Source organism: Marinobacter iranensis (assembly GCF_029207565.1).
In the GTDB taxonomy this organism is placed as follows: domain Bacteria; phylum Pseudomonadota; class Gammaproteobacteria; order Pseudomonadales; family Oleiphilaceae; genus Marinobacter; species Marinobacter iranensis.
This window is the reverse complement of record NZ_JANCMW010000007.1, coordinates 110676-136799: the sequence shown is the minus strand read 5'-3', so window position 1 is coordinate 136799 and position 26124 is coordinate 110676. Positions and strand designations below refer to the sequence as shown.

The 26124-nt window shown below is 58.4% G+C and carries 17 protein-coding genes and 1 pseudogene; 7 read left to right on the top strand and 11 right to left on the bottom strand.

Translation table 11 applies throughout. From position 1 onward, the window contains the following. Positions 1-4 precede the first annotated feature (4 nt). Positions 5-1402 (bottom strand): NAD(P)/FAD-dependent oxidoreductase, encoded by a 1398-nt coding sequence (locus tag NLU14_RS12610; RefSeq protein WP_275707037.1) that lies wholly within the window; start codon positions 1400-1402, stop codon positions 5-7. A 380-nt stretch (positions 1403-1782) separates the two neighbouring features. Here NLU14_RS12610 and ydiJ point away from each other — a divergent pair. Beyond that, positions 1783-4876: pseudogene (ydiJ, locus tag NLU14_RS12605) on the top strand (D-2-hydroxyglutarate dehydrogenase YdiJ). Here the strand turns inward: ydiJ and NLU14_RS12600 are convergent. The 3 genes from NLU14_RS12600 to NLU14_RS12590 form a co-directional block, all read right to left on the bottom strand. After that, complete coding sequence (locus NLU14_RS12600) at positions 4873-5799, bottom strand: universal stress protein (protein ID WP_275707035.1); 927 nt, start codon at positions 5797-5799, stop codon at positions 4873-4875. The pseudogene ydiJ and the gene NLU14_RS12600 sit on opposite strands and share 4 nt — an antisense overlap. A 1-nt stretch (position 5800) precedes the next feature. Continuing rightward, positions 5801-7288: a SulP family inorganic anion transporter gene (locus NLU14_RS12595; RefSeq protein ID WP_275707033.1), complete on the bottom strand. Its 1488-nt coding sequence runs from the start codon at positions 7286-7288 to the stop codon at positions 5801-5803. Between the two features lie 252 nt (positions 7289-7540). Further along, a complete protein-coding gene (locus tag NLU14_RS12590) occupies positions 7541-8161 on the bottom strand; it encodes a LysE/ArgO family amino acid transporter (RefSeq protein ID WP_275707031.1) in 621 nt (206 codons plus the stop codon). Between the two features lie 83 nt (positions 8162-8244). Between NLU14_RS12590 and NLU14_RS12585 the strand changes: the two genes are divergently transcribed. Continuing rightward, positions 8245-9144: a LysR family transcriptional regulator ArgP gene (locus NLU14_RS12585; RefSeq protein ID WP_275707028.1), complete on the top strand. Its 900-nt coding sequence runs from the start codon at positions 8245-8247 to the stop codon at positions 9142-9144. Here the strand turns inward: NLU14_RS12585 and alkB are convergent. Further along, positions 9111-9764, bottom strand: coding sequence for a DNA oxidative demethylase AlkB (alkB, locus tag NLU14_RS12580; RefSeq protein ID WP_275707025.1), 654 nt, complete (start codon positions 9762-9764; stop codon positions 9111-9113). The genes NLU14_RS12585 and alkB overlap by 34 nt on opposite strands. Before the next feature lie 57 nt (positions 9765-9821). Here alkB and djlA point away from each other — a divergent pair, with 57 nt between their 5' ends. Next, positions 9822-10592: a co-chaperone DjlA gene (djlA, locus tag NLU14_RS12575; RefSeq protein WP_275707023.1), complete on the top strand. Its 771-nt coding sequence runs from the start codon at positions 9822-9824 to the stop codon at positions 10590-10592. Positions 10593-10612: 20 nt separating this feature from the next. Here the strand turns inward: djlA and NLU14_RS12570 are convergent, their stop codons facing one another. Further along, the gene (locus tag NLU14_RS12570) at positions 10613-11239 is read right to left on the bottom strand and encodes a methyltransferase family protein (RefSeq protein ID WP_275707021.1); all 627 of its coding nucleotides are present in this window, start codon (positions 11237-11239) and stop codon (positions 10613-10615) included. A 178-nt stretch (positions 11240-11417) separates the two neighbouring features. On the opposite strand from NLU14_RS12570, the gene NLU14_RS12565 reads away from it, so the two are divergent. Then, positions 11418-12869: an amidase gene (locus NLU14_RS12565; protein WP_275707019.1), complete on the top strand. Its 1452-nt coding sequence runs from the start codon at positions 11418-11420 to the stop codon at positions 12867-12869. Here the strand turns inward: NLU14_RS12565 and NLU14_RS12560 are convergent. Next, positions 12862-14745 (bottom strand): sensor domain-containing diguanylate cyclase, encoded by a 1884-nt coding sequence (locus NLU14_RS12560; protein WP_275707017.1) that lies wholly within the window; start codon positions 14743-14745, stop codon positions 12862-12864. The two genes, NLU14_RS12565 and NLU14_RS12560, sit on opposite strands and share 8 nt — an antisense overlap. Positions 14746-14988: 243 nt before the next feature. Between NLU14_RS12560 and NLU14_RS12555 the strand changes: the two genes are divergently transcribed. After that, on the top strand, positions 14989-16824 hold the full coding sequence (locus NLU14_RS12555; RefSeq protein WP_275707014.1) for a putative bifunctional diguanylate cyclase/phosphodiesterase: 1836 nt from the start codon (positions 14989-14991) through the stop codon (positions 16822-16824). Positions 16825-16836: 12 nt separating this feature from the next. On the opposite strand, the gene NLU14_RS12550 is transcribed toward NLU14_RS12555, so the two are convergent. Both NLU14_RS12550 and NLU14_RS12545 read right to left on the bottom strand, forming a co-directional pair. After that, a complete protein-coding gene (locus NLU14_RS12550) occupies positions 16837-19932 on the bottom strand; it encodes an efflux RND transporter permease subunit (protein ID WP_275707011.1) in 3096 nt (1031 codons plus the stop codon). A 5-nt stretch (positions 19933-19937) separates the two neighbouring features. Further along, entirely contained in the window at positions 19938-21020 is a 1083-nt protein-coding gene (locus NLU14_RS12545) for an efflux RND transporter periplasmic adaptor subunit (RefSeq protein WP_275707009.1), read from the bottom strand. 326 nt (positions 21021-21346) lie between these two features. Between NLU14_RS12545 and ilvG the strand changes: the two genes are divergently transcribed. Together ilvG and NLU14_RS12535 are read left to right on the top strand one after the other, a co-directional pair. Beyond that, the gene (ilvG, locus tag NLU14_RS12540; protein WP_275707007.1) at positions 21347-23041 is read left to right on the top strand and encodes an acetolactate synthase 2 catalytic subunit; all 1695 of its coding nucleotides are present in this window, start codon (positions 21347-21349) and stop codon (positions 23039-23041) included. After that, a complete protein-coding gene (locus tag NLU14_RS12535) occupies positions 23038-23316 on the top strand; it encodes an ACT domain-containing protein (RefSeq protein WP_275707005.1) in 279 nt (92 codons plus the stop codon). Before ilvG ends, NLU14_RS12535 begins: the two co-directional genes overlap by 4 nt. Positions 23317-23755: 439 nt before the next feature. Here NLU14_RS12535 and NLU14_RS12530 read toward each other — a convergent pair whose 3' ends face one another. Together NLU14_RS12530 and NLU14_RS12525 are read right to left on the bottom strand one after the other, a co-directional pair. Then, the gene (locus NLU14_RS12530) at positions 23756-24799 is read right to left on the bottom strand and encodes a proline racemase family protein (protein ID WP_275707220.1); all 1044 of its coding nucleotides are present in this window, start codon (positions 24797-24799) and stop codon (positions 23756-23758) included. A 2-nt stretch (positions 24800-24801) separates the two neighbouring features. Further along, positions 24802-25947 (bottom strand): zinc-binding dehydrogenase, encoded by a 1146-nt coding sequence (locus tag NLU14_RS12525; RefSeq protein WP_275707003.1) that lies wholly within the window; start codon positions 25945-25947, stop codon positions 24802-24804. Between the last annotated feature and the right edge of the window lie 177 nt (positions 25948-26124).

Here is a 26124-nt window from a genome sequence, read left to right as displayed (position 1 = left end):
CCTCTCAGTTCTTTTTGGTGGGGGCAAAGCCGGCAGGCGCCAGCGCGGCAAGACGACGAGTGAGCCAGCCCACGGTCTGATCGCGGTCCTCAAAGGCTTCCTTGCGTACCAGGGCATCACGCACCATATGGCCACCCACATAGCGGAAGGGCTCGATCGGGAAACGTTTGATCTTGGTATCGACCAGTCCACAGCGGCTCCACTCGTCGTTTTTCTCCAGCACCAGGGAGTTGACAATACGGCTGGCAAAGACCGTTGTGCCGACGCCGTTGCCAGAAAACCCGATGGCGTAGACGATGTTTTCATGCCCCCCGAGATGCCCGAAGGTGGGCAGGCCACTCATGGAGCGGTCAATGGGGCCGGTCCAGCTACTGATGATGGGCACATCAGCGAGGTTGGGATAAATCTCGTGGAATGCCTTGGTAATCTCGTTGACCGCGGGAGTGGGACCTTCATAGATATCGCCAACCCGGCCGGCCAGCCCGAACTTGCCCAGCGGCTTACCGAAGATCACACGCCCTTCGGGGGTGTTGCGGTAGTAATTCAACACAACCCTGGAATCGGTCATGGCTTCACCGCCGGTAAACCCGATTTTCTTGAGGCGTTCGGGCACCTTTGCGGTGGCGATCATGTCGCTCGATACCACGGCGATATTGCGACGGAGTTCAGGGAAGATCGCTCCCCAGGCATTCATTGCCACGACAACCTTCTGCGCCCGCACACTGCCCTGTTCAACGTGGACGATGGGAGTCTTGCTGCGCTCCAGGCTCGTCATTGGGGTCTTTTCATAGATCTCCACACCGATATCCAGGGCGTGGCGCCGCAGCCCCCGCGCCAGCATGGCCGGCTGGACGGTTGCGGCATTGGGATCAAAGATCGCCTCAAGATTGCGCGGGCTGCCAGTACGGGCCTGGGTTTCGTTTGAGCCCAGGGGAACATAGTGGTCGATGTTATATTCTTTCAGCGACTCGATGAGGATATCCCAGGAGCCTCGTTGTTTTTCGGAACTGGCGGACCAGATCCAACCCTCTTTGCGAAACTGCGCATCGATACCATTCTGCTCGCAAAACTCGCCGATTTCGTCGATTGCGGATTCCGCAGCCTTGCATATGCGAAAGGCCTCATCACGCCCGCAAACCTTCACCAACGACAGGAACTTCGCCCACCAGTTAGTGACCACACCGCCGTTGCGGCCGCTGGCTCCGCCACCGCATAAATCCCGTTCAACCACCACCACTTTGAGATCAGCGTTTTCACGCTTCAGGCGAATGGCCGTCCAAAGTCCGAGATAGCCCCCGCCAATAATGCAGACGTCCGCCTCGATGTTGGTGGTCAGGGCCGGAGCTACGTGGCTGTCGTAGTCCAACGCTTCTGCATACCAATAACCTCTATAACGTTCCATATGCTGTGCCTGTTTATCGCTTTTATAGACGGGCCAGCCCAAACGACTGCCCTTTGCAACAAACACTATTGGAGAAAATTACGTGTTAATAGGATGCCTTCTACCAAAAACATAAGATTTAGGCGGAAGGATCCTCACTCAGGATGGCCGCGGCGGTACAAAACTTTCAATATAGGCGCGACTGGGGGTTTATCGCAGTCCTAGATCTACCGGAAAAGATCGCAAATCTTATATTCACGGGAGCGTAGCTGAAATAGTCTGAGTATCTGCTTCTTATTCTTCTGGAGTCTTGCTTACAGAAACCCCCGAAGCTTTCGCGTTATTTTGCCTCGCCTGCGGGGCCTTGACTGAACCACGACGGCCTCGGAGACGGAGCGCGCATGATACCTGCGATCACTGAGACAACCCCGACCCAGCCCCTCTATATCGACTTTATCAGCACACTGAAAAGTCGGGGCTTCGAAGGGGATATTAACCCCGACTACGCCAACCGTGTTGTTCTGGCCACAGACAACTCGATTTATCAGATATTGCCCCAGGCGGTGCTCTATCCCCGGAACCATGAGGACCTGATCCTGCTCACTGGGCTGAGCAATCAGGACAGGTTTCGGGAAGTGGTGTTCAGCCCCCGCGGCGGCGGTACGGGGACTAATGGCCAGTCACTGACCGACGGCCTGGTGGTGGATCTTTCCAGGTACATGAACCGGATTCTGGAAATCTGCCCGGAAGAGGGCTGGGTGCGGGTGCAGGCCGGTGTCGTTAAGGACCAGCTCAACGCGGCCCTGAAACCCCATGGCCTGTTCTTTGCCCCCGAACTGTCAACCAGCAACCGTGCCACCATCGGCGGCATGATTAATACCGATGCCAGCGGGCAAGGCTCGGTGCTCTACGGCAAGACCCGGGACCACGTGCTGGAGCTGAATACCGTTCTGCTGGACGGCACGTTGTGGCACTCGCAGCCGGTCAGTGAAGAGACGCTGACGCAGTATAAGGAACGGGGGGACCGGGTGGGCGAGATCCACCGGGCCGTTGACGCTATCCACCAGGACAACCGGCAACTGATTGAAGAACGCTTTCCCCGCCTCAACCGCTGCCTGACCGGCTACGACCTGGCCCATATCCGCGATGGCGAGGGTCGCTTTGATCTCAACGCTATTCTATGCGGCTCCGAGGGAAGCCTGGGCTTTATCGCCGAGGCCAAGCTCAATGTCCTGTCCATCCCGAAATATTCCGCTTTGGTGAATATCAAGTATGCAGGCTTCGATGATGCACTACGTGATGCCAAGGCCCTGATGGACTGGCAGCCCACCTCCATCGAGACGGTGGATTCCAGGGTACTGAATCTTGCCATGCAGGATATTGTGTGGGAGACCGTGCGCGGTTATTTCCCGCAGGGCGAGCAGGAGCCCACCATCCGCGGCATCAACCTGGTGGAATACACCAGTGATGATGAGCAGCAGCTCAGGAGCGATATGGACAAGTTGACGGCACACCTGGACAGTGTGGCCGGGCAGCAGGGCAAGAGTTTCGGTTATACCCTGGCTTAATGGTGATGACGAGATCAATAAGATCTGGGCAATGCGCAAGAAAGCCGTGGGATTGCTGGGCAATACCGCAGGCGAACGACGCCCCATCCCGTTCGTGGAAGATGCCGCCGTACCACCCGAAAACCTGGCGGATTTCATAGCGGAATTCCGGCAAGTGCTGGATGAGCATGGGCTTGAATACGGCATGTTCGGCCACGTGGATGTCGGAGTGCTGCATGTGCGCCCGGCGCTCGACATGAAGGACCCCGAACAGGAGCCCCTGATCCGTCGCATTACCGACGAGGTCGTCAGGCTCACCAGGAAGTACAAGGGGTTGCTGTGGGGTGAGCATGGCAAAGGCGTTCGCTCGGAGTATGCACCTGAATTCTTCGGGCCGCTCTACCCCAGCCTGCAGCGCATCAAGGCGGCGTTCGACCCACGCAACCAGCTCAACCCCGGTAAGATCGCTACCCCCGCCATTGACGGTGCGGAACTGCTGAAGATCGATGGCGTCCCCACACGGGGTCAACAAGATCGTCAGGTGCCGTCGCCGGTGCGGGAAGCATACGACAGCGCGATGAGCTGTAACGGCAATGGCGCCTGCTATAACTACGATCCCTACGACGCCATGTGCCCCTCCTGGAAAGCGACTCGCCAGCGTATTCATTCGCCCAAGGGGCGAGCGTCGCTAACCCGTGAGTGGCTGAGGCAGTTGGCGGTTCGGGGCGTGGACCCGCTGACGGAAAGCGAGCACGTCAGGAAAACCCCATTTGTGGCATCGTTCTTCCCGCGCCTGAAAAACACCCTGGGCAAGCGCTGGTTTGGTCAGGAGGATTTCTCCCATGAGCTGCAAACCGCCATGGCTGGCTGCCTGGCCTGCAAATCCTGCGTGTCCCAGTGTCCCATCAAGGTGAACGTGCCGGATTTCCGGTCCAGGTTCATGGAGCTGTACTACAGCCGCTACCTGCGCCCCGGCAAGGACTATCTGATTGGCGCGCTGGAGTACCTGATTCCCTATCTGGCGAAGTGGCCGGCACCCTATAACTGGGCCATGCGCAACCCGATGCTGAGGAGTTTCCTGCGCAAGCGAGTGGGCATGGTAGACAGCCCGGAAATCTGCAGGAAAAACCTGGCACGGCAGTTGGCACAATGGGGTGTGGACTGGGCAATACCCGATACGCTCGGGAAACTGACACCAGCCCAGCGCGCCAGATCTGTCATCCTGGTGCAGGATGCCTTCACCAGCTATTTCGAGTCGCAACTGGTCATGGACATCATCGAGCTGCTGCGCGAGCTGGATTTTCAGGTGTTCGTGGCGCCGTTCAGGCCCAATGGCAAGCCTCTACAGGTACACGGGTTTCTGAAAGCATTTGAAAGTGCAGCCCGGCGTAACACGCGGATGCTGAAGACTCTGGAGGCTTTCGAGATACCCTTTATCGGCGTCGATCCCTCCATGACGCTGACTTATCGACAGGAGTATACGAAGCTTCTGGGAGGAAACAATGTGCCGCAGGTGCTGTTGATTCAGGAATGGCTCGCGCAGCAGACGGAACACATCAAGGCACGGAATCTGGATCTGCCGTCAGGCGCCTACAAGCTGTTGGCACACTGCACGGAAAAGACCAGCGCCGCCGGCTCCATCCGCGACTGGCAGACGATCTTTTCTGCGCTTGGCCAGACGCTGACCCAGGAAAGCGTAGGTTGTTGCGGTATGGCCGGTACCTATGGCCATGAAACCAATAACCGGTCGACTTCCCGGCAGATTTACCAACTGAGCTGGTCGGAAGTGGTCAACAATCCGGAGAACGCCGGTAACCTGACCGCCACCGGCTATTCCTGCCGCAGCCAGGTAAAGCGCTTCGACAGCCAACAGATCCCACATCCGGCCCAGATACTGCTGGCCAAGGTGCAGTCGGCAGCACCGGCCGTTCCGGTTGACGTCACCTAGCGTAGGATCACAAGAGGCTTTTTGGCCGTTTTCAGCACGGTTGTGGTGGTACTTCCCACCAGGAACTGACGAATCCGCGAGTGACCGTAAGCCCCCATCACCAGGATGTCGATGTTGTGCTCTTCCTGGTAGGCGTGGAGGGCCGGTTCCACATCGCCTGCTCGGATGGCCAGGGTAATCTCGGCGCCAAGCTCGCCAAGCATCTTCTCGGCTCTTTTGAGCTGTTCCCAGCGATCATTGGTGTCCGGCCCGATCATCACCAGGTGGATCGGCATTCCTTTCAGGACCGGGCTACCGGCCAGCAATTCCACACCTTTGAAGGCGGTGGCGCTGCCATCGAACGCCAGCATGGCGCTTTTGGGCTGCTGGTATTCATCCGGCACCAGGAGAATCGGACGGTGGACGCTGCGAATCACGGTTTCCAGTTGGCTGCCCACATGCACGTCGCGGTCCGAGCTGCTTTCACCGTGAAGCCCCATCACCAGCAAACGGGTCTGATTCTCCAGCGCAAGCAGGGACTCGGTGAGGTCACCGTGGCGCTGGCGCTTGATCACATCGTCGATGCCCAGCGACTTCACGCGGTCTTCAGCCTCATCCAGCATGTGATGACCATGTTCCAGAGCCAGTTTCGAACGCCTGCGATCCAGCTCGGCCAGTTCGTCCATCAATTGTTCGCGGCTACCCAGGCCAATATTGCCGGCCAGGTCCGGCTCTGTCGGGTAGCGTTCCTCGTCCAGCACGTGCAGCAGTGTCATGGGGGTTTCCATGTGCTTGCTGGCCCAGGCGGCGTAATCACACACCGCCGGTGCAGCCCTGGAGCCGTCGATACAGGCAACTACTCGTAGCATCTCAACCTCGCCTTGGTGATCATTATGGTTGTTATTCTGACCGGGTTTGTCATTGAATTCCTTGGCTTGTGTCATGTCAGTGCCCCATCAACTGCTCGACGGCGTCGGGTTTGTCGTGCACTCCAAAGCGGTCAACGATCGTGGCACTGGCCTCATTCAACCCGATGATTTCAACTTCGGCGCCCTCGCGGCGGAACTTGATAACAGCCTTGTCCAGTGCGCCCACGGCAGTAATGTCCCAGAAATGCGCCCGGGTCAGGTCAATCACCACATTATCCACTGCTTCCTTGAAATCAAAGGATTCCGTGAATTTTTCCGAGGAACTGAAGAACACCTGGCCGACCACGTTGTAGGTTCGGGTATCGGTCGCTTCATCAAACTCGGAGGTCACCAGCATGTAATGCCCCACCTTGTTGGCAAAGAACAGGGCCGCCAGCAGCACACCTGCCAGCACGCCAAACGCCAGGTTGTGGGTTGCGACCACCACGATAACGGTCACCACCATCACGATGTTGGTGGACAGCGGGTGTTCCTTCAGGTTCTTGATAGAACCCCAACTGAACGTACCGATGGATACCATGATCATCACCGCAACCAGCGCCGCCATGGGAATCTGCACCAGCCACTGATCCAGAACCAGCACCATGACCAGCAGGAAAACACCCGCTGACAGGGTGGAGAGGCGGGTACGGCCACCGGATTTGATGTTGATGATGGACTGGCCAATCATGGCGCAGCCCGCCATGCCACCCAGCAGGCCGGAGCCGATATTGGCGATGCCCTGGCCCTTGCACTCGCGATTGCGGTCGCTGGTGGTGTCCGTCAGGTCATCCACAATGGTGGCGGTCATCATGGATTCGAGCAGGCCCACAACGGTCAGCCCCACCGAGTAAGGCAGGATAATCATCAGGGTTTCCAGGTTCAGCGGTACATCCGGCCACAGGAAAATTGGCAGGGTGTCCGGCAGTTGCCCCATATCGCCCACGGTGCGGATATCGATGTTGTAGATCATGGCGAATGCTGTCAGCGCAACGATACAGATCAGTGGAGAAGGCAGAATCCTGCCGACCACGGGAATCAGCGGAAACAGATAGATAATGCCCAGGCCCGCGGCGGTCATGGCGTACACATGCCAGGTCACATTGGTCAGCTCTGGCAACTGCGCCATGAAGATCAGTATGGCCAGGGCATTCACAAACCCGGTCACCACTGAGCGGGACACAAAACGCATCAGGCCGCCAAGCTTGAGATAGCCGGCGCCGATTTGCAGCAGGCCGGTCAGCAGCGTGGCCGCCAGCAGGTATTCCAGCCCGTGCTCCTTGACCAGGGTTACCATCAACAGCGCCATGGCTCCCGTCGCGGCGGAGATCATACCGGGGCGGCCACCCACGAAGGCAATCACCACGGCAATACAGAATGAGGCATACAGACCCACTTTCGGGTCCACACCGGCGATGATGGAAAAGGCGATGGCTTCGGGAATCAGCGCCAGCGCAACCACAATGCCGGCGAGCAGATCGCCCCGTATATTGGAGAGCCAGTCGGCTTTAAGCTTGTTCACCATGTTTTTGGTATCCAGTCAGAGAGGGCAAAAATTCGAGACAGAAAAATCGGTCGTACTCACCAAAGGTGAATACCGGGTAACAGACTCAGGGAGTTAACCTGGGGAGCGCATAGCGCGCTAGGGCGGAGTGATCATCGGGAATGTCGGGGAGACGTTCATTAAAGTAGGTTCATAGGCTGCGAAATAAAGGCGGCGAAGCATACCAGAACGATGCCGGAAAAGTAACCGGCATGCCCGGAGACCGGGCGGTCTTTACGAGACCGGCCCGGACAGGCCGTTGCTGGCCAGGTGAAAGGCAATCACCGCCATCATCGACCCTATTGCACCATCAATGAAGCGCCAGGACAGCGGGCTCGATAGCCACGGGGACAGGGCGGCCCCACCAAACGCCAACAGGCAGAACCACATGATTGAGGCACTGCTGGCACCGGCCACAAACACCAGCGGGCTTGCCTGCTGGGCGCCAATGGCGGGAATCAGCAACAGGGTGTCCAGATAAACCTGGGGATTGAGCAACGTAACCGCCAGGGTTGTCAGCACCACGGTCCGAAGACTTGAAACGTCCGCTTCCCGGGCATCCAGCCCCTGCCGCCCCTTTACGACTCGGGCAAAGGCCAGGCATGCCAGCCAGGCCAGGAAAGCCACACCCAGCCAACGCATGATTTCCAGCGCCTCCGGCACGGCCATGAGCGCCGCGTTGAGCCCAAACATGCCGGCAGTGAACAGCACGATGTCTGCCGTCATGCAGATACCCGCGCAGTACCAGTGGTGTTCCCGACGTATCGCCTGGCCCAGGATGTAAGCATTCTGCGCCCCGATGGCGATGATGATACCGCCGCAAACCAGCAGCCCTGTCAGATAACTTGTCAGCATAGTTCCCTCCGAATTTGCTGAAAGCTTAAGGGGTAAACGCTATACTTAAAAATCATAAACCTTATATCCCATGAATTTTGCTTATGATGGATTACAAGCTTCTTCAGGCGCTGGCCGCCGTCATCGAAAATGGTGGGTTTGAACGCGCCGGCGAGGTCCTCGGGCTTACCCAGTCTGCGGTGTCACAACGCATCAAGTCACTGGAGGTGCGCCTTGGCCAGCCGGTGCTGGTCAGACACCCGGAACTTCAGGCAACACCGGCGGGCAATAAGCTGCTCAATCATTTTCAGCAAGTGCAGTTGCTGGAAAGGGACCTGCGCAAGACCATTCCTGCCCTGGCGGAAGACACCACGCGCCTGCGTATCGCCATCAATGCCGACAGCCTGGCCACCTGGTGGGCGTCTGTGGTCGGAGACTTTTGCAGCCAGGAAGGATTACTACTGGACCTGGTGATCGAGGACCAGGATGTGGGCCTGAAAAGAATGCGCGATGGCGACGTCGCTGCCTGCCTGTGCAGTAGCAGCCAACCCATTGCCGGAGGGCGCTGCGTGGCACTGGGGGAAATGACCTATATGCCTCTGGCAACGCCCCGGTACGTTCGTCGGTTTTTCCCCGACGGCATCACACCAGAGGCCTTTGCCACGTCACCTGCCATTGTTTTCGGCCCCAATGATCAGCTTCAACACCGGTTCATGGCCGGTTGCGGCTATCACGGCCGCTTCCCCTATCACCTGTGTCCCTCTTCCGAGGGCTTTGTCCAGCTTGCCAGGGCCGGCATGGGCTATGGAATGATCCCGCAGATCCAGGCCCACCACTGGATTGATAACGGCGGTCTGGTCAACCTGGCACCCGGCCACGAACTGACGGTTCCGCTCTACTGGCATTTCTGGCGGCACAGCGGCGACCTGTTGCAGCGGCTGACTGCCACCCTTGAAGACGCTATTGCCAACTATGATCGGGCGCGGCGGAACGTCAGGTTATAACGGTTGCTACCCGTCAACGGGTGTTCGGCGTGCTTCAGTGTCAGCACTCCGTGATACCTCAATCTCGCCGGGCCGCCCCATACCACGACATCGCCATGTTCCAGGGGCACTCGCTGCGGCCGGTCGCCCCGCCGCAGGCCGCCAAACTGGAAGCTCACCGGCGTGCCCAGGGAGACAGAAACAATGGGCTGGTCAAAATCCTCTTCATTCTTATCCTGATGGAGGCCCATTTTAGCGCCAGGCGAATACCGGTTCACCAGGCATGAGTCCGGCTCAAAGCTGCCATAACCCGCCATTCCGGCCGCCTCTGCAGCCAGCGCCTGAAACGACGCTGGCATGGATGGCCAGAGTTCCCCTGAAAGTGGGTCGTTCTGCTGGTACCGGTACCCTTTTGCGTCCGTTACCCAGCCCCAGGGCCCACAGCAGGTCATGGCGACTGACATGGTATGGCCGCCCGGTGTCTGCATCTGCCGGAATGGTGCCTGTTCCGCCACTTGCTCAATCCCCACCAGCAGGTCGGTAGCGGGGGCGCTGGCAAACCGGCGTAGAACAACCGCCCCTTCACAGAGCGGTTCGACCCATAATTTCGGTGGTAATTGTTCGAAAAGGTCCATGGTCATGATGTTTTCGCCCCCGTATACTTTGCGCAGTTTTAAACACTTGAAAAGGACACTGCCATGTTCGGCCTGTTTATCGGCGGTTTGATCGGCTACCTCTTTGGCCGCTTTCCCGGATTACTGATTGGTGCGGTTGCCGGTGCGCTACTCACCCGTTATATCAAGAGCCGCCTCTGGCAGAAACTGCGCAATGTGCAGACAGACTTCCTGGAATCCGTGTTTGCGGTGATGGGCGCCTTGTGCAAGGCGGACGGGGTTGTTACCCGCGACGAGATACAGGTGGCGGAGCGCCTGTTCGACCGGTTCCGCCTTTCAGGTGAACATCGGGAGCGCGCCAAGGCCGCCTTCAACCGGGGTAAGGCCAACGATTTTGACCTGGATGCGGAACTGCAGCATTTCCTGAGGGTTAGCGGCCGCCAGTCCGCTCTGTTGCAGATGTTCCTGCAAGTTCAGGTGTCCGCTGTTGCCGCTGATGGCGTGGTCCATCCGGCTGAACACGAAATGCTGGTGCGTATTGCCCGCGGCCTGGGGCTACCCGAAGCCCAGGTGGACCAACTTGAGGCCATGTTGCGCGGCGCCCACGCCGGCCAGGCCGGTGCCTCTGGACAGGCGTCTTCCGCAAGCCAGATTGACGACGCCTACAAGGCGCTGGGTGTTTCTCCCACGGCAAGTGATGCGGAAATCAAGAAAGTCTACCGCAAGCTGATGAGTGAAAATCATCCGGACAAACTGGCCGGGCGGGGCCTGCCGGAAAGCATGCGGGAAATGGCGGAAGAGCGCACGCGGGAAATCAGCCACGCCTACGATGTGATCAAGGAAGCCCGCAAATAGCCAGCCCCGACACACCTGGCTCAGAGCCAGCGCGGCACTCGCCTGCGATACGCTTCGTAGGCATCACCGAAGAGTTTGGCGAGTGCTTTTTCCTCCACCCTTGCCTGTCGCATCAATACTGTCACGCCCGCAATCAGGCATATCAGTGAGAACGCCGAAGGCAGTGCCAGGAAAAAACCCAACTGGCCCAGCATGACCGCCATGAATACCGGATTACGGCTACGGCTGTAGGGGCCACCTGTGAGCAGGTGTCGGTTCTGTTTCGGATCGACGCCCGAACGCCAGTCCTCATGCATGTACGCCTGGAGATAATTGACGAGGCTGAACGACAGCAACAGAAACGCCGTCCCTGTCGCCAGAACAGGCCCGTGATACAGCGAGCCGAATACCCCCAGCCAGGGGTCGATATCCACGAAGATACGCACCACAACCACCGCCAGGATCACGGCACGGAATACATTGAAGATGTGCCGATGCCACCAGCCGGCAGACGCCCGCTCGCCATAATTGACAAAGGAAAACCCCATCCTCGCATAGAGACCGAGGCTGCGAGCGGTGAACTGGAGGCCGATCATCAGGAAAAAAATACCGAGGAAATAACGGACCAGTGGCTCGGCTAATGTGTCGAAAGTATCCAGAAAAACCATGAAATTCGCTTACTATGGTAATTGTGCGCAAAAACAAGCTTATAGCCTGATACGGGCACGGGAAACCGGATTTTTACTTTTTTATGAACTGCGATGCAATTTCCTGATATGACATATCATCACGTTTCGGCTTTGTATACAGTAAACTCTGTTCCGGAGCTGACACGGAGTACCTGCCTTGACCGCACAACAACATCCGCACTCATTGCACACCTTCAGTGACGACCTGCTTGGCCATCACGACGCCACTGCACTGGCCACACTGATCCAGAAAGGCGAGGCTTCCCCGCACGAAGTCCTGCTGGCAACCCTTGCCCGGGCGCGGCAGGTCGAACCCGTTATCCATGGCCTGGTCACCCCGATTCCGGACGAAGGTGCCGAAATAACAACGGAAGAGGCGTCGTCCGCACGAGCCGGCCCCGGTATGTTTGCGGGTGTACCCACGGTGATCAAGGACAACACCGATGTAAAAAAGTTTCCGACGTCCCACGGCACTGCCGCCATCCAACCTGCGCCGTTGGGTAAAACCAGCCCCTTCGCCCATCAGTTACTGGCCCAGGGCCTGGTCTGTTTCGGCAAGAGCACCCTGCCCGAGTTCGGTTTCAACGCCACCACGGAGCCGGCCCACGGCACTCCCAGCCGCAATCCCTGGAATCTGCGATACTCCACCGGGGCCTCTTCAGGGGGCTCCGCGGCCCTGGTTGCCGCCGGGGTTATTGCCATAGCCCATGCCAATGATGGCGGCGGCTCGATCCGCATCCCGGCGGCCTGTTGCGGGCTGGTGGGCCTGAAGCCCAGCCGGGGCCGGCTGATCGACAACGACGCGGCGAAATCGCTGCCCATCAACATTGTCAGCGATGGCGTCGTCACGCGCACGGTAAGGGACACCGTCAATTTCTACTCTGGAGCCGAAGGTTATTTCCGGAATCCGAAACTGCCCCCTATCGGCAAAGTGGAAGGGCCAGGAAGCCGCCCCCTCAGAATTGGCCTGGTCATCGACTCCATCAACGGCCACCCGACGGACGTAACCACACGGGAGGCCGTTGAAACCACCGCGCGGATGCTGGAAAAGCTGGGGCACCGGGTAGAGCCGATGGACGTTCCCGTTGCCTCAACCTTTCCGGAAGATTTTGCACTCTACTGGGGAATGCTGGCGTTTGGCGTGCGTTCCAACGGCAAGCGGTTGATCCATCCGAGTTTTGACAGGTCGCAGCTGGACGGATTAACCGTGGGTTTGGACAAGGCCTTCAGAAAGCAGTTCTACAAACTGCCGGCCATACTCTGGCGCCTGCACAGGTCTGCTCATGACTACGCTCGGGCCATGGCCGGTTACGATGCGGTGCTGACACCAGTGCTTGGCCATACAACACCTGAAATCGGCTACCTGAGCCCGTCCGTTGACTTCGACACCCTATTCAACCGTCTGACCCGATATGTGAGTTTTACCCCGCTGGCCAACGCCACCGGTGCCCCTGCTATCGCATTGCCAGCCGGCCTCACTGACCACAACCTGCCCGTATCCATCCAGTTAATGGGCCGGAATGGCGGCGAACGTACACTGCTGGAACTGGCCTTTGCGCTGGAGGACACCATGGACTGGCCAAAGATAAACGGGAACGCATTCAGGTGATAACGGACTCAGCTCCCTGAACCGGAGGAGGCTCGCTGGCGACCACCTGGTTCCGCCCCCGCCCCTTGGCTTCGTAGAGCGCCTCATCCGCCCAGCAGAAAATATCCTTGGTGGCGTCGGCCTGGCTGGGGCATACCGCACAGACACCAATACTGACGGTCAGATGCAACACTTCCTCCGACACCCGGAACCCGGTTTCTTCAATCTCGCTTCGTATTTTCTCGGCAACCCGCAGGGCACCCTCTTCCGGTGTATCCGGTAACAGAACCACAAATTCCTCGCCACCGTAGCGGGCAGCCAGATCCTGCGGACGAGTGACGTACTGACGGATGCAATTGGCAACCATCTGCAGGCAGTCGTCGCCTACGAGATGGCCGTAGACGTCGTTGAACTTCTTGAAGTGGTCGATATCCAGCAACAACAGTGACAGCGGCTGGCCGAACCGGTAGGCCTTCACCACTGCCGAGCTGAACGCCCGATCGAAATGGCCACGATTCTTGAGACCGGTGAGGGAATCGGTGGCGCTGAGCTCCCGCAGGCGAGCATTGAGAGACTCCAGATCCCGGGTGCGCTCCTGTACTCGCTGCTCCAGCAATGTATTGGCCTCCTGCTGTATGCGAAGGGACTTCTCCTGCGCCATACGCGCCTTGCGTTCTTCCTGCAGCAACCGTTGCTGGGCCTCAAAGGCACGCTTTTTCTCCTTGTTGAGCCGGTCCGCCAACGCCACCGACAGCAGGATAACGCCGATGGCGGAACCCACCTGAGTCGCGTTCTCCGTCAGCAGGTTGCGGGGCAACATGGTGAACTTGCTGAGGGCCAGAACGATACCGCCGAAGAGCATGAACACCCATGCCAGGGCATAGTATCGGGCTGCCGGGTCTTTCCTGACCCAGCGCACAATGCTCAGAACCAGCATGGTGGTGCATCCCAGGAAGCCGACCAGGATGGTGGGCAGGATCATCAGCCGGTATGGAACCAGAAGGCCCGCCGTCGCCATTACCCCGGCAATCACAATTAACGATACCGTCAGCCTGTTGAGAACGGGGTGGTTGGCGCGGGACACATTAATAAATCGAAGACTGAAGGTACCGCCAAACAGCACCACCAGGTTGAGAAACACAATGATCGCCTGATCATTCCACCAGGTGGCTTCCGGCCAGAGGTACTGGAACGCTACCCCGTGCAGGCTCGCCAGGAACAGCGGCATGGCGGAAATATAACCCACGTAATGCAGGAAACTTCGCTCACCGACCGCCATGTAGACAAACAGGTTATACAGGATCATTACCAGCACGATGCCGTAATAGATGCCTTCAAACAGGCTGCGAGACTGCTCGGCAACGTAGAATGCATCCTGATCCCACAGGGTAAGTGGCACCTGCATGGAACTGGTGGTATCCACGCGTAAGTAGACAGACAGGTTATTTCCAACTGACAGGGAAAACGGGACGAGAAAGTTGCGGTGATAAATCAGGCGATTGTAGAACGGTTGTTTATCCCCCAGAACATACGATGCCAACAGATCGCCATCGTCAACCAGGTAAACCTCAACGTGGTCCAGTACCGGGTAGCCGATTTCAAGAAACAGCGGATCCGTGGCAGCACCGGGGTTGCGAACATGTACCCGGAACCAGTAGACATCATCTCCGTATCCCAGGCTAACGCTGTCTTTGCCATTGGGCCGCCACTCACTCTCCGGAAGCTGCCTTACTGAATCCAGTGAAACGGAGTCCGAGGGTTCCTGCAAATAGTCCACAAACCGGGACAGCTCAAGCCGCTTGGAATGATTCTTCCAAACAGCCGGTTCTGCGAATGCCAGACCCGGCAGCGCAAAGAACATCATGATAAGCAGAATCTGTGTCAGACCTTTTTTCAAAGGCGGCTCCGCGATAACAACAGCATTTTAGATATCGGTTTCCAACCCACAGCATAAACCAGAAACCCGAACTCCGGTCCCGAATACAAAAAAATGACTCAATCAGACAACAAATCGTCATAAACCCTGATATACCTTTGCGGTATGCGGCTGCAAAGTGGACAGTTCCAGGGCCCGGTGCCAGTATGTAGGTGTTGCGGGAAACAGGAAATTGCCGGAATAAAAGACGGGCAGCCGGAAACTATGCAGGATACGGATACCTTTGTGATCTTTCACAAGGCGCTGATGGAACTCAGCCACAGCCCGGCGTTTATCGACAAGAAGCGCCCGCAGAAGCTCGCCGACCTGACAGCCCTCTGCGCGAAGTTGCTCAATGTTGACCGTGTCAGCGTGTGGCAATTTCCGGAGGAACGTGACCGCATCGTGTCCGAATGGCTCCATACCGCAGACGGCGTCACCGGGGAAACCTCCAGTCTTTACCAGTCCGACAACCCGGATTATTTCGAAGCGCTGGAAACGGAACGCGTCCTGACCGTAGAGGACGCCCAGAACGATCAACGCACCCGTGCTTTCACACCAGGGTACCTGGCAACCCTCGGCATACTCTCCATGCTCGACGCGCCAGTGTTTGACGGTGCCCGGCTCAGCGGCGTTGTATGCCTGGAATCGACTACCCGTCGAGAATGGTCCCTGCCGGAAATTTCCTTCGTTATTGCCATCGCAGATACCATCAGCCTGATCAACACCCATGAGGCCTGGCTTTGCTCGAAACAAGCCCTGGAGTATGTCACCCGTTATGATTCGCTCACCGGGCTTTCCAACATCGACTCCCTACGGGACCGCATCAGCCACCTTGCCAGCAAGATAGAACGACGGGGCTTTGGCAGCCTCGCCCTGATATGGATTGACGTGGACCGCCTGAAATCCATCAACGATGGTCTTGGCCCCCAAGTAGGTGACAATGTCATTGCGGAAGTCGGCCGGCGACTGAAACAGACCACCATGCCGGGGAAGGACCTTCTGGCGAGAATCGGTGGCGATGAATACGCGCTGATTGTCCGCGACCACACCATGCGGGACTCGCTGGAGTTAACTGCCTCAAAAATCCGGCAGGAGATCAGCAAACCGATCCGCCTCTCCGGCCATTCAATTTCCGTGGGCGCCAGCCTCGGCATCTGTCACCTGCCAGGGGACTGTGAAACCACCGAAGAACTGCTCCGTGGCGCCGAGGCAGCCATGTACAATGCCAAACATAGGGGCCGCAACCGTGCCTGCTTCTATGATTCCAGCATCCAGGTAACGGCCCGATCCCGTTTTGCCCTGGAAAATGAATTGCGGGCTGCCATCAAAAACCACACCCTGGACGTTTTCTACCAGCCCATCATGAACGCCACCGGTCTGAAAATAGAGTCTTTGGAGGCCCTGGTGCGCTGGCAGCATCCAGAACGCGGGTGGCTGTCTCCTATAGAATTCCTCGGCATCGCCAGAAGCGGTGGACTGATGTACTCCCTGGGGGAATGCGTACTTCGCCGTGTATGCGAACACTGGAAAATGGCCCATGACCAGGACGTCACGCTACCGGAAATTTCGGTCAACCTGGCGGCTGAACAGGTACTGGTGCCGGAGCTGCCCGGCCTGATCCGGGAAACCTGCGGAGTATACGAAGTGCCCCTCAGTGCCCTGCACTTCGAGGTAACCGAGGACGCCATCCAGGGCGACCTCGGCACGCTGACCGACATTCTGGAAGAGCTGGTAGCGGATGGAGCCAGCCTCGCCATTGACGATTTCGGAACCGGCTATTCATCCCTTTCCCGTCTCAAGAGCCTGCCGTTCTCACGGATCAAGATCGACCGTTCCTTCATCAGCAACCTGCCGGATGACGAAGACGACTGTGCCATCACCCTGTCCATCATTGGCCTGGCACGTGGGCTTGGGCTGTCGGTCGTCGCCGAAGGCGTGGAAACGGAGGCCCACGAACAATGGCTTCGCAATCAGGGCTGCGATTATCTCCAAGGTTATCGGTACAGCCGGCCTCTTCCTTTCGAAAAGCTTATTGAACAATACTTTTCAGCCCTGTAATCGTTGAACTCTTCATGCACTATCGGTCCGCGTCTTACCGACGGCCCGTTTCAGCTTCCGCCCGGCCTTGTATCCCAGTACCAAAAGCGCGGGCGTCAGCAACAGGGTCAGTATCGTTGCAAACGCCAACCCACCGGCGATGGCGCTGGATAGCTGTGTCCACCACTGGGTGGACGGTGCCCCCAGGCCGAGGGATGGAGTGAGCAGGTCCACATTTACCCCCAATACCATCGGCATCAGGCCCAAAATGGTGGTAATGGCGGTCAGCAAGACCGGCCGGAGACGCAGGCAGCCGGTCTCCAACGCGGCTTCAAAGGCGGCCATTCCGCTTTTTCGCATCTGATTGTAGGTGTCGATCAGAATGATGTTGTTGTTCACCACAATGCCCGCAAGGGCGATGATGCCCATACCCACCATCACGATTCCAAACGACTGCCCGTTCAGCAGCAGGCCAAGCAGCACACCGGCCGTAGACAGCACGATGGCAGACAGAATCAGCATGGTCTGATAGAGCGAGTTGAACTGCGTGACAAGGATCAGCAGCATCAATGCAATCGCAACCAGGAACGCGGATGTCAGGAAGTTCGAGGCCTGTTGCTGGTCTTCGTTCTCGCCGGCAAACCGGACGGATACGCCCTCCGGGGTTTCCGGCATCTGTTGCTGCAGCGCGCCAAGCAACTCATCCACCCGGCGACCGGGTTCAATGTCGGACTTGATGGTAATCGTGCGCTGGCCATCCACCCGGGTAATACTGCCGGTCTTATCCCCGGGTTCCAATTCCACGAATTCCGACAGTGGCACCTGCCCCCGGCTGGTGTTGATGGTCTGGCGCTGGAACTGGTCCAGCTCCCGCCAGTTATTCGGCACCCGCACGGCAATGTCCACTTCGTCCCGCACATCCTCCGGGCGATAGGTGGCAAGCACCAGACCGTTGGTAATCAGCCGCACGGCACTGCCAACACTGAGTACGTCAGAGCCAAATCGGGCGGCGGCCTCACGGTCCACATTAAGTCGCCACTCGATGCCCGGAAGACTGCGGTCGTCTTCGATATCCACGAATCCGTCGATGGCGGCCATTCGGTCCCGGATCAGTTGCGTGTACTGCTCCAGTTGTTTGTTGTCCATACTGCTTACTTTGAGTTCAATGGGCTTGCCGCCCGCCGGCCCGCCTTCCTGCTTCCGGAATTCCAGTTCGATACCGGGAATATCAGCGGTACGCTCACGAAAATCCTCCAGAATCCGGGTGGCGGACCGGCGCTCAAACCAGTCCGTGAATTGGAACTGCAGCACACCAATCACATCCGGCGCCATCTGGTTGAGGGAACCGGTACTGATCATTGAGCGGGCATAGAGGGCCTTCACCTCCGGCATGCCCTGCAAACGCCGTTCAACTTCCCGCACAATGGCGTCGCGCTCCACTACCGACAGGTCCCCCCTGGCCCGAACATGAACCTGGGCGGAATCCGGCTCCACGCTTGGAAAGAATTCCACCCCATGATTGAACTTGCCATAGGCTACATAGATCACCACGACCACACCGAGCACACCAAGCAGGGTGAAGCCGGGAACCGCCAGTAACCGGCCCAGCACTCCCCGGTATACATCCGTCATCCGGCCACCCGGCGCCGCCTGTGCTTTGCGTTTACCACCGCTGATACTGCCAACGACCGGCAGGAAAATGAGGGCCATCGCCAGCGACGCCGTCAGGCAGATAATGACGGTAGTGGGAAGGAATTTCATGAATTCACCCACCACCCCCGGCCAGAACAGCAGAGGAATGAAGACAGCCAGCGTGGTGGCGGTGGAGGCGATTATCGGCCAGGCCATACGGCTGGCAGCCTCTCCCCAGGCAGACTTCACACTCTGGCCCTCGGAGAGGTTCCTGTCGGCCAGTTCCGAGACCACAATGGCCCCGTCCACCAGCATGCCCGCCACCAGGATCAAACTGAACAGGACCACGATGTTGAGGGTGAAACCCATGCCCCAGATCACCAGGATGCCGGTCAGGAAAGCACCCGGGATAGTCAGGCCCACCAACAGGGCGGAGCGGGGCCCCATGGCGGCAATAATAAGGATAATCACCAGCACAATGGCTGTAAGCACGTTGTTGAGCAGGTCACTGAGGATGTCCCGCACCTCGCCGGACTGGTCCATGATGTAGCGAATTTCAAGCTCATCCGGCAGTTGCGGGCCCGCGCTTTCAATCAGTGCCTTCACCTTGCCCACGGTTTCGATGATGTTGGCACCGGTACGCTTGGATATTTCCAGCACCAGCGCCGGCTCACCGTTGATCCGGGCAAACCCCGTCGGGTCCTTGAAAGTGCGCTGCAACATGGCCACATCGCCAAAGGTCACGACGGTATCGCCGTCCACCTTGACCGGCATGGACATCACATCTTCCACCGACTCGATGACCCCCGGAACCTTCATGGTCATGCGGCCGGCACCCGTATCCAGGCTACCGGCTGCCACCAATTGATTGTTGCGGGTAACCAGTGACGCCAACTGATCAAAGTCGACGCCATAGCTTTCCAGCACCTGGGGGTCGACAACAATTTCGAGCAGGTCTTCCCGGTCGCCGCCGATTTCCACTTCCAGCACTTCCGGGATCCCCTCAATGGCATCCTGCAAACGCCGGGCAATGGTCACCAGTTCACGCTCGGATAACGGCCCGGACAGGCCAACGGACATCACCGGGAACAATGCCACATTTATCTCGTTCACCCTTGGCTCATCAGCCTCCTGGGGCAGTTTGCTGCGGGCGGTGTCGACCTTTTCCCGCACATCCTGAAGCGCTATATCCGGGTCAAAACCGGCGTCGAATTCCAGCATCACCGAGGCGTGCCCTTCCGACGCCGTACCACGCATTTCCTTCACACCTTCAAGGGAACGCAGCTCCTGCTCCATGGGCCGGATCAGCAGCCGCTCAGCGTCTTCCGGGCTGATGCCCTCCAGCGTCATGGAGACGTAGATCATCGGAATGGTGATGTCCGGATTGGCTTCCTTGGGGATGGTCTGAAAGGCTGCTATTCCGCCAAGAATCAGGAAGGCCAGCGTCAGGAGCGTGGTGCGGCTGCGGTCGAGTGCGGCGAATATCAGGGTTCGCATGCTGGTCAGCCCCGGTCCGAATCACGGTCGACCGGGCGTACCTGCTGCCCGATGGATACAAACCCGGCCCCCCGGGTGATCAGCCTGATTTCATCCGGCAAGCCGGTCACCCAGGCGCCATCCGTAGTGACGTTCAGGAGTTTTACCGTGGTGAACACCACCTCGTTGTTCTCTCCAACATAGCGAACACCGGGCCTGCCATCATCACCGAGACTGAGATAGGCGGGTGAAATGAACATGGCCCTGACCTCCGGCAACGCGATTCGTAGCGTGGCGCTGCCACCCGCGACGCGTTTGCGTTCAGGGTTATCCACCGTCACTTCCACCTCAAAGCTGCGGGTTTCCGGGTCTGCTGCGCTGGCAACAAAACTCACCTCGCCTTCAAGGCTGTCACCATCCAACGTGCGGATGGTCACCGCCTGACCCTCTTCAACAGCACCCACCGACTGCTGAGGAATCTGGCCCGTCGCCTTAAGGCGATCAACCCGCACCAGTTCCAGCAGCGGCGAACCAACCTGAACCAGATCACCTATGTCGACATCCCGACGATTCACGGTACCGTCAAACGGTGCCCTTGGCTCAAGGTTGTCCACGGCAAGCTGTGCCTGTGCCAGCTCAGCCCTGGCTGCGGATAATTCACTCTGCAGGGTCAGTATTTCCGATTCGGAGGTCAGGTCGCGGGCACGCAGTTTTTGGGCAGCCGACAAGTCGGCCTCCAGCTTACGGATACGGGACTGCCACTGCGCAACGGCGGTATGGCGGCCATCCTCGGACAGGCGAAGCAATACATCCCCTGCCTCAACCCGGGCACCCTGTTCCACCATCAGTTCTTCCACGGTGCCGGCCACCCGCGCACCGATGGACACAGTTCGCCAGGGCTCCAGTTGCCCCTGCAACATCAATCCCGGCTCGTAGAGCCTTGCCCGCAACACATCCACCTGTACAGAGGGCGCCACTGCCTTCTCCTCAGGAGCCTGCTCGGGCGACTTTTCACGGGCCTCCTTGACCTCTCCGGTCGCCATCCATACAACCAGAAAAGCCAGTACCAGAAAGGACAGGCCGATAGATCCCAGTTTTGCTTTCGTCATTGATTGCTCACAGATTGAATCGGTTGGTGTCGTCCGGGCTCAGGCTCGCGTTTGAAAAAACTACCAGAAAACGGTTGCATCCGGTTATTTTCGTGGGGTAGATTCTACACATAAATTTCTCACAGATTCAGAGCAGATCCCGATTTTATGAATCTCAACGCAGTGGTTGTTCTCGTGAAGCTAGTCCTGGTGGTCGTGGTACCGTCCGGGGGCTTTTGCGTGGACAAGCGGGTGAGATAGCAACAACCTGACAAGACACGAGAAGCCCCCGGCACCGAAAGGTCCCGGGGGCTTTTTTTTGCAGCAAGAAAAAGGGAAAAACGACCATGAACGGCGCACAGCACATTCTTGACGCGTTCCACCGCCACCACATCAGCACGGTTTTCGGCTATCCGGGCGGCTGCATCATGCCGCTATACGACGCGCTGGTGGACGATGTGGGTGTGGAACATGTGCTTTGCCGCCACGAACAGGCCTGTGCCCTGGCCGCCGATGGCTATGCCCGCGCCAGTGGCAAGCTGGGGGTGTGCATAGCCACATCCGGCCCCGGCGCCACCAATCTGATTACCGGTGTTGCCAATGCCCACCGGGATTCCATTCCCATGCTGGTAATCACCGGCCAGGTGCCCTCCGGCCTGATCGGCACCGACGCCTTCCAGGAAACCGACGTGCTGGGCATGACATTGGGTATCGTCAAGCACAGTTACCTCATCGACGATGCCGACACCCTACCCGCCATCATGGAAGAAGCGATGGAACTGGCCCAAAGGGGCCGGCCGGGACCGGTGTGGATTGATGTCCCCAAGGACCTGTTGCTGACTGAAGTCAGCGATGCGCCCTTCCCACGGCAAGGTCCGCAGGACGCCTTTTGCCCGGACCTGGCCGAAGCACTCACCATGCTGCGAGCAGCCCGAAAGCCCATACTCTACAGCGGCGGCGGCATCAGCCTGGCCCAGGCCGAAGACAGCTTTCGAGCCTTTGCCGAGGCTTCTGCCCTGCCAGCGGTAGTAACCCTCAAGGGCATAGGCAACCCGGGCAAACACAACCCTTACAACCTCGGCATGCTGGGCATGCACGGCTCCCGCGCCGCCAACAAAGCGGTGGATGAGTGCGACCTGTTGTTGGTTATTGGCGCCCGCCTGGACGACCGCGCCACCGGCAAACTGGATGGCTTCGCCCCCAACGCAAAAACGATTCACATAGACGCCGACGCTGCCGAAATCAACAAACTGCGCCCGGCCGATCTGGCTATCCGAGGGGACCTGAATGACATCCTGAACACGCTGACAGGCACTTTGCAGGACAAGCCGCTGGCCATCAGCGACTGGCAGAAACAGTGTCAAACCTGGCACACCACCGGCGGTTTCAAGGCCGCCGACAACGAAGAGCCGTTAGCCCCGATTACCGGCCCGGCCTTTGTCCGCCAGCTCTCCCGCATCGCACCGGACGACACCGTGATTGCCTGCGACGTTGGCCAGCACCAGATGTGGGTGGCCCAGCACTACGAGTTCGACCACCCACGCCACCACCTCACCAGCGGCGGCCTCGGCACCATGGGCTTTGGCCTGCCCGCCGCCATCGGCGCCCAGTTTGCCGACCGCAACAGCACGGTGATCAACGTCACCGGCGATGGTTCTTTCATGATGAACGCCCAGGAACTGGCCACAATCCGCCGCTACAACCTGCCGGTAAAACTCATTGTGATGGACAATCAATGCCTGGGCATGGTGCGCCAGCAACAGGAGCTGTTCTACGACAACCGGGAAAGCCAGATCAATCTGGATGACAACCCGGATTTTGTCGCCATGGCCCGGGCCTTCGACATCCCGGCGTTGCACATCGAACGCACCGACCAGATCCGCCGCGGCATCGAAACCATCCTCGCTTTTAACGGCCCGATGCTGCTGCACGTAGCCATCAGCCGCGAGGAAAACGTCTGGCCCATCGTCAAACCCGGCGCCAGCAACCGTGAAATGATCGACGAAACCCGACGCACCACCAACAAGGAACACGTTGCATGAACCCGCAAAGCCAGCCCTCAACACCGAGCTATAAAATCAACTGCCGCATGTCGCAGGAAGCCGCCGCCCTGGAGCGCCTGTGCCAGGTGGTCCGTATTCGCGGTTTCCGGATTGCAACAATGGCGGTGGAATCTACCGGGGAACACCTCGATATCACCCTGACCCTGGAAGGCACCCGCCCGATTGCCATGCTCCAGTCACAGCTGGAGAAGCTGCATACAGTGGCGGAGGTTGCCCTTGGTCAGACTTCGGTTGTTCGGTCTCAGACAGCCTGAGGCATTTGGAGTTGCCCTCTTTTTCGTAGCCTGCCGGTTAGGGGGCGGGCTTGCGGGGTGGCATCTGTATTTTTTTGGAAAAAGAACTCGCTCCGCTCAGACATCTTTTTCTGGCAAAAAATCCAGATACCACCCCCCGCCGAGCTGACCACGGCGGGTTCACGAAAGAAAAGAAAAATACTACCGGAAAGAAAAACCCGGAGTTGTTGGGGGTCCGTGCAAGTGAAGGCCAACTCGACGTGAGTATCTCTGTGCTGCACGTCGATAGGGGGTGGGGGTATTTTTTCTGGCAAGGAAAAAGGTGTCTGAGCGAAGCGAGTTCTTTTTCCAGAAGAAAAAATACCCCCACCCCCGTATCCGCCCGCAAAACCCTCAGGCTACAAAAAAGAGGGCGACTCCCAACCCAAACGGAATTCTTCAATGAGCTTGTGTTTCCCCGTCATTCCGGATGGGCACTGGTCAGAATATGAGTGAGCCCCCCACAATCCACCATCGGGTCCTCACAGTTGACGATAATTTCGGCGCGGTTCAGCACGTAGCTCTTGCCGGTGATGGTATTTTCAACGACCTGGTGATCCCCTTCCTGGCGCACACCGGTGAACTCACCGATAAACCCGGTTTCACGGAGGGAAACGGTTTCCAGTCGGTCGCCCGGGCTGATGGTGCCCTCGTAGTGCATCAGGGCAAGCCGGGCCGAGGTGCCAGTGCCCGTGGTGCTGCGGCAGATCACACCAGGATGCACATAGGTTGCCGAACGGGAACGGTAGGAATGGTCAGACAGGTGTTCAACCGGGCCCATGAAATGGAGGAACGGCAAGGGCCCCACATCGCCTAGCGTGTAGTGGGAAAACCCCCGCTCTGCCTGGATCGCTTCGGTAATATGATAGGCGCACTCGCTGAGCCTGCGCTCTTCGTCCAGGGTCAGCGAGAAGCCCAGGCTGGTGGCGTCCACCAGTGCGTAAAAGCCGCCGCTGTAGGCAACGCTGTAGGTGACGTTGCCGATGGAGGGAACGTGGATTGTCGCCCTGTATGTATCGATATAGCTGGGAAGGCCCTCGCAGGTAATGGCTTCTACCACGTTGTCACGCACCAGTGCGTCAATATGGACAAGACCCGCCGGGGCCTCCAGTGCGAAGCTTTGCCACCCCTCTCGCTTAGTTACAATACCGGTTTCCAGAACGGCTGTGGCGGTGCAGATGGTGTTCGAGCCGGAGTATATCGGGTACCCCATCACCTCCATGATGATGTAGCCGGCAACAGCCTCAGGGTCGCTCGGTGGCACCAGCAGATCAACCGACATCTCGGGAATACCATAAGGTTCATGCAGAAGCAGTCTGCGCAGGCCATCCGCGTCGTCCCGCAGGTACTCCATCTGGGCCCGTACCGTGTCACCCGGTATCGCGCAGATACCCCCGGTTACAATCCGGCTGACATCGCCGCCGGCGTGGGTATCCATCAATTGCAGGTTAAGCTCAGGCTGCATCATTACTTCTCCAGGGCAAAAGGGGCGCCGTGCTCGGCCCACTGGGCATCCGGGACAATCACAATCTTGCCCAGGTAATTGCTGTTGCGGTTAACGAAATAGCGTTCGGCATCATGCAGCTGCGAAAGTTTGAAGGCGGCGTGCAGCACCGGTTTGAGCTGGCCATTGCGAATCCAGGCAACGAGTTGTTCGGCTTCCTCACGGGTGCCATGTGAAACCCCGAATACCTGTACCTGATAGAGGTAGATCCGGGTCCACATGATTTCGCTGACGTTACCGGCACTGGCACCGGCAATGCTCAGCCGAGGATAGTCACCACGACGGTTCATGTCGAAGATCATGGTGTCGATGAACTGGTCGGTCATCTCGCCACCGGCCAGGTCCATAACAGCATCGATGGGCCGGCCCCCGGTAACGGCACGAACCTTGTCAGTGAAGTTGGTCATGTCCGAGCGGTCCAGTACCGCGGCGGCACCCAGTTTCAACAGCGCCTCCGCCTTGTCCTGCTGGCTCAGCGCATAGGGAATGGCCCCCATGATGCGACACAGCTGGATGAGGGCGGTGCCCACACCACCACTGGCGCCGGTGACGAGAATGTGCTCACCCGATTTGACCCTGGCAGACGTGAGCATATGCAGGGCGGTCTGGTAGGAGCACATCCCCATGGAGGCCAGTTCGGCATCGGCAAGATCGGTGTTTTCAACGTGATGAAACTGGCTGGAGGGCACAACAATGTATTCGGCAAACCCCCCATCGGCACCGTGGCCATAATAGTCCGGGGTGAGGTTGATGTCCCGGCGGCCGTCGGCGTAAAGGTTGAAGTCCAACAGGCCGCGTTGGCCTATTCGAGTGTCGTCAACGCCCTCACCCACGGCTACGACATGGCCGACAACATCGGCGCCCTGGATTCTGGGGAAAGTGAGGGTGGCTGAACCGCCCATCTGGAAGGAGGTAACTTCGCCCTTATCCTTTGTGGGGTACAGGCCTTCCCGGGCCTTGCGGTCGGTGTTGTTCTTGGCGGTGGCGGTTACCTCTACGAGCACTTCTCCCTCAGCCGGTGTGGGAGTGGGTACGTCTTCGGTGTATTCCAGTTTTTCGATGCCACCGTGGCCGGTGAGCAGCATGGCTTTCATGGTCTTGGGGATCATGGGCTTTCTGCTCCTGTTTTTGCTGGGTATCCCGTCAGGATAGGTTAGATTTTTGGTGGTGTCAGGGAACGATTAACGCGCAATAACCCTGTAAATCGGGCGCAGTTTCGGGATTTGTTTGAGGACCACCCGGATAACAGTCATCAGGGGCACCGCCAACAGAACGGCAAAAGGCCA

Excerpts from the sequence above, each read along its gene's own strand:
- NLU14_RS12570 (WP_275707021.1), bottom strand. The coding sequence starts at position 11,239 with ATGGTTTTTCTGGATACTTTCGACACATTAGCCGAGCCACTGGTCCGT.
- NLU14_RS12550 (WP_275707011.1), bottom strand. The coding sequence starts at position 19,932 with ATGCGAACCCTGATATTCGCCGCACTCGACCGCAGCCGCACCACGCTC.
- NLU14_RS12535 (WP_275707005.1), top strand. The coding sequence starts at position 23,038 with ATGAACCCGCAAAGCCAGCCCTCAACACCGAGCTATAAAATCAACTGC.
- djlA (WP_275707023.1), top strand. The coding sequence starts at position 9,822 with ATGTTCGGCCTGTTTATCGGCGGTTTGATCGGCTACCTCTTTGGCCGC.
- NLU14_RS12600 (WP_275707035.1), bottom strand. The coding sequence starts at position 5,799 with ATGACACAAGCCAAGGAATTCAATGACAAACCCGGTCAGAATAACAAC.
- NLU14_RS12555 (WP_275707014.1), top strand. The coding sequence starts at position 14,989 with ATGCAGGATACGGATACCTTTGTGATCTTTCACAAGGCGCTGATGGAA.
- NLU14_RS12595 (WP_275707033.1), bottom strand. The coding sequence starts at position 7,288 with ATGGTGAACAAGCTTAAAGCCGACTGGCTCTCCAATATACGGGGCGAT.
- NLU14_RS12545 (WP_275707009.1), bottom strand. The coding sequence starts at position 21,020 with ATGACGAAAGCAAAACTGGGATCTATCGGCCTGTCCTTTCTGGTACTG.
- NLU14_RS12530 (WP_275707220.1), bottom strand. The coding sequence starts at position 24,799 with ATGCAGCCTGAGCTTAACCTGCAATTGATGGATACCCACGCCGGCGGC.
- NLU14_RS12590 (WP_275707031.1), bottom strand. The coding sequence starts at position 8,161 with ATGCTGACAAGTTATCTGACAGGGCTGCTGGTTTGCGGCGGTATCATC.
- NLU14_RS12585 (WP_275707028.1), top strand. The coding sequence starts at position 8,245 with ATGATGGATTACAAGCTTCTTCAGGCGCTGGCCGCCGTCATCGAAAAT.
- NLU14_RS12525 (WP_275707003.1), bottom strand. The coding sequence starts at position 25,947 with ATGATCCCCAAGACCATGAAAGCCATGCTGCTCACCGGCCACGGTGGC.
- ilvG (WP_275707007.1), top strand. The coding sequence starts at position 21,347 with ATGAACGGCGCACAGCACATTCTTGACGCGTTCCACCGCCACCACATC.
- alkB (WP_275707025.1), bottom strand. The coding sequence starts at position 9,764 with ATGACCATGGACCTTTTCGAACAATTACCACCGAAATTATGGGTCGAA.
- NLU14_RS12610 (WP_275707037.1), bottom strand. The coding sequence starts at position 1,402 with ATGGAACGTTATAGAGGTTATTGGTATGCAGAAGCGTTGGACTACGAC.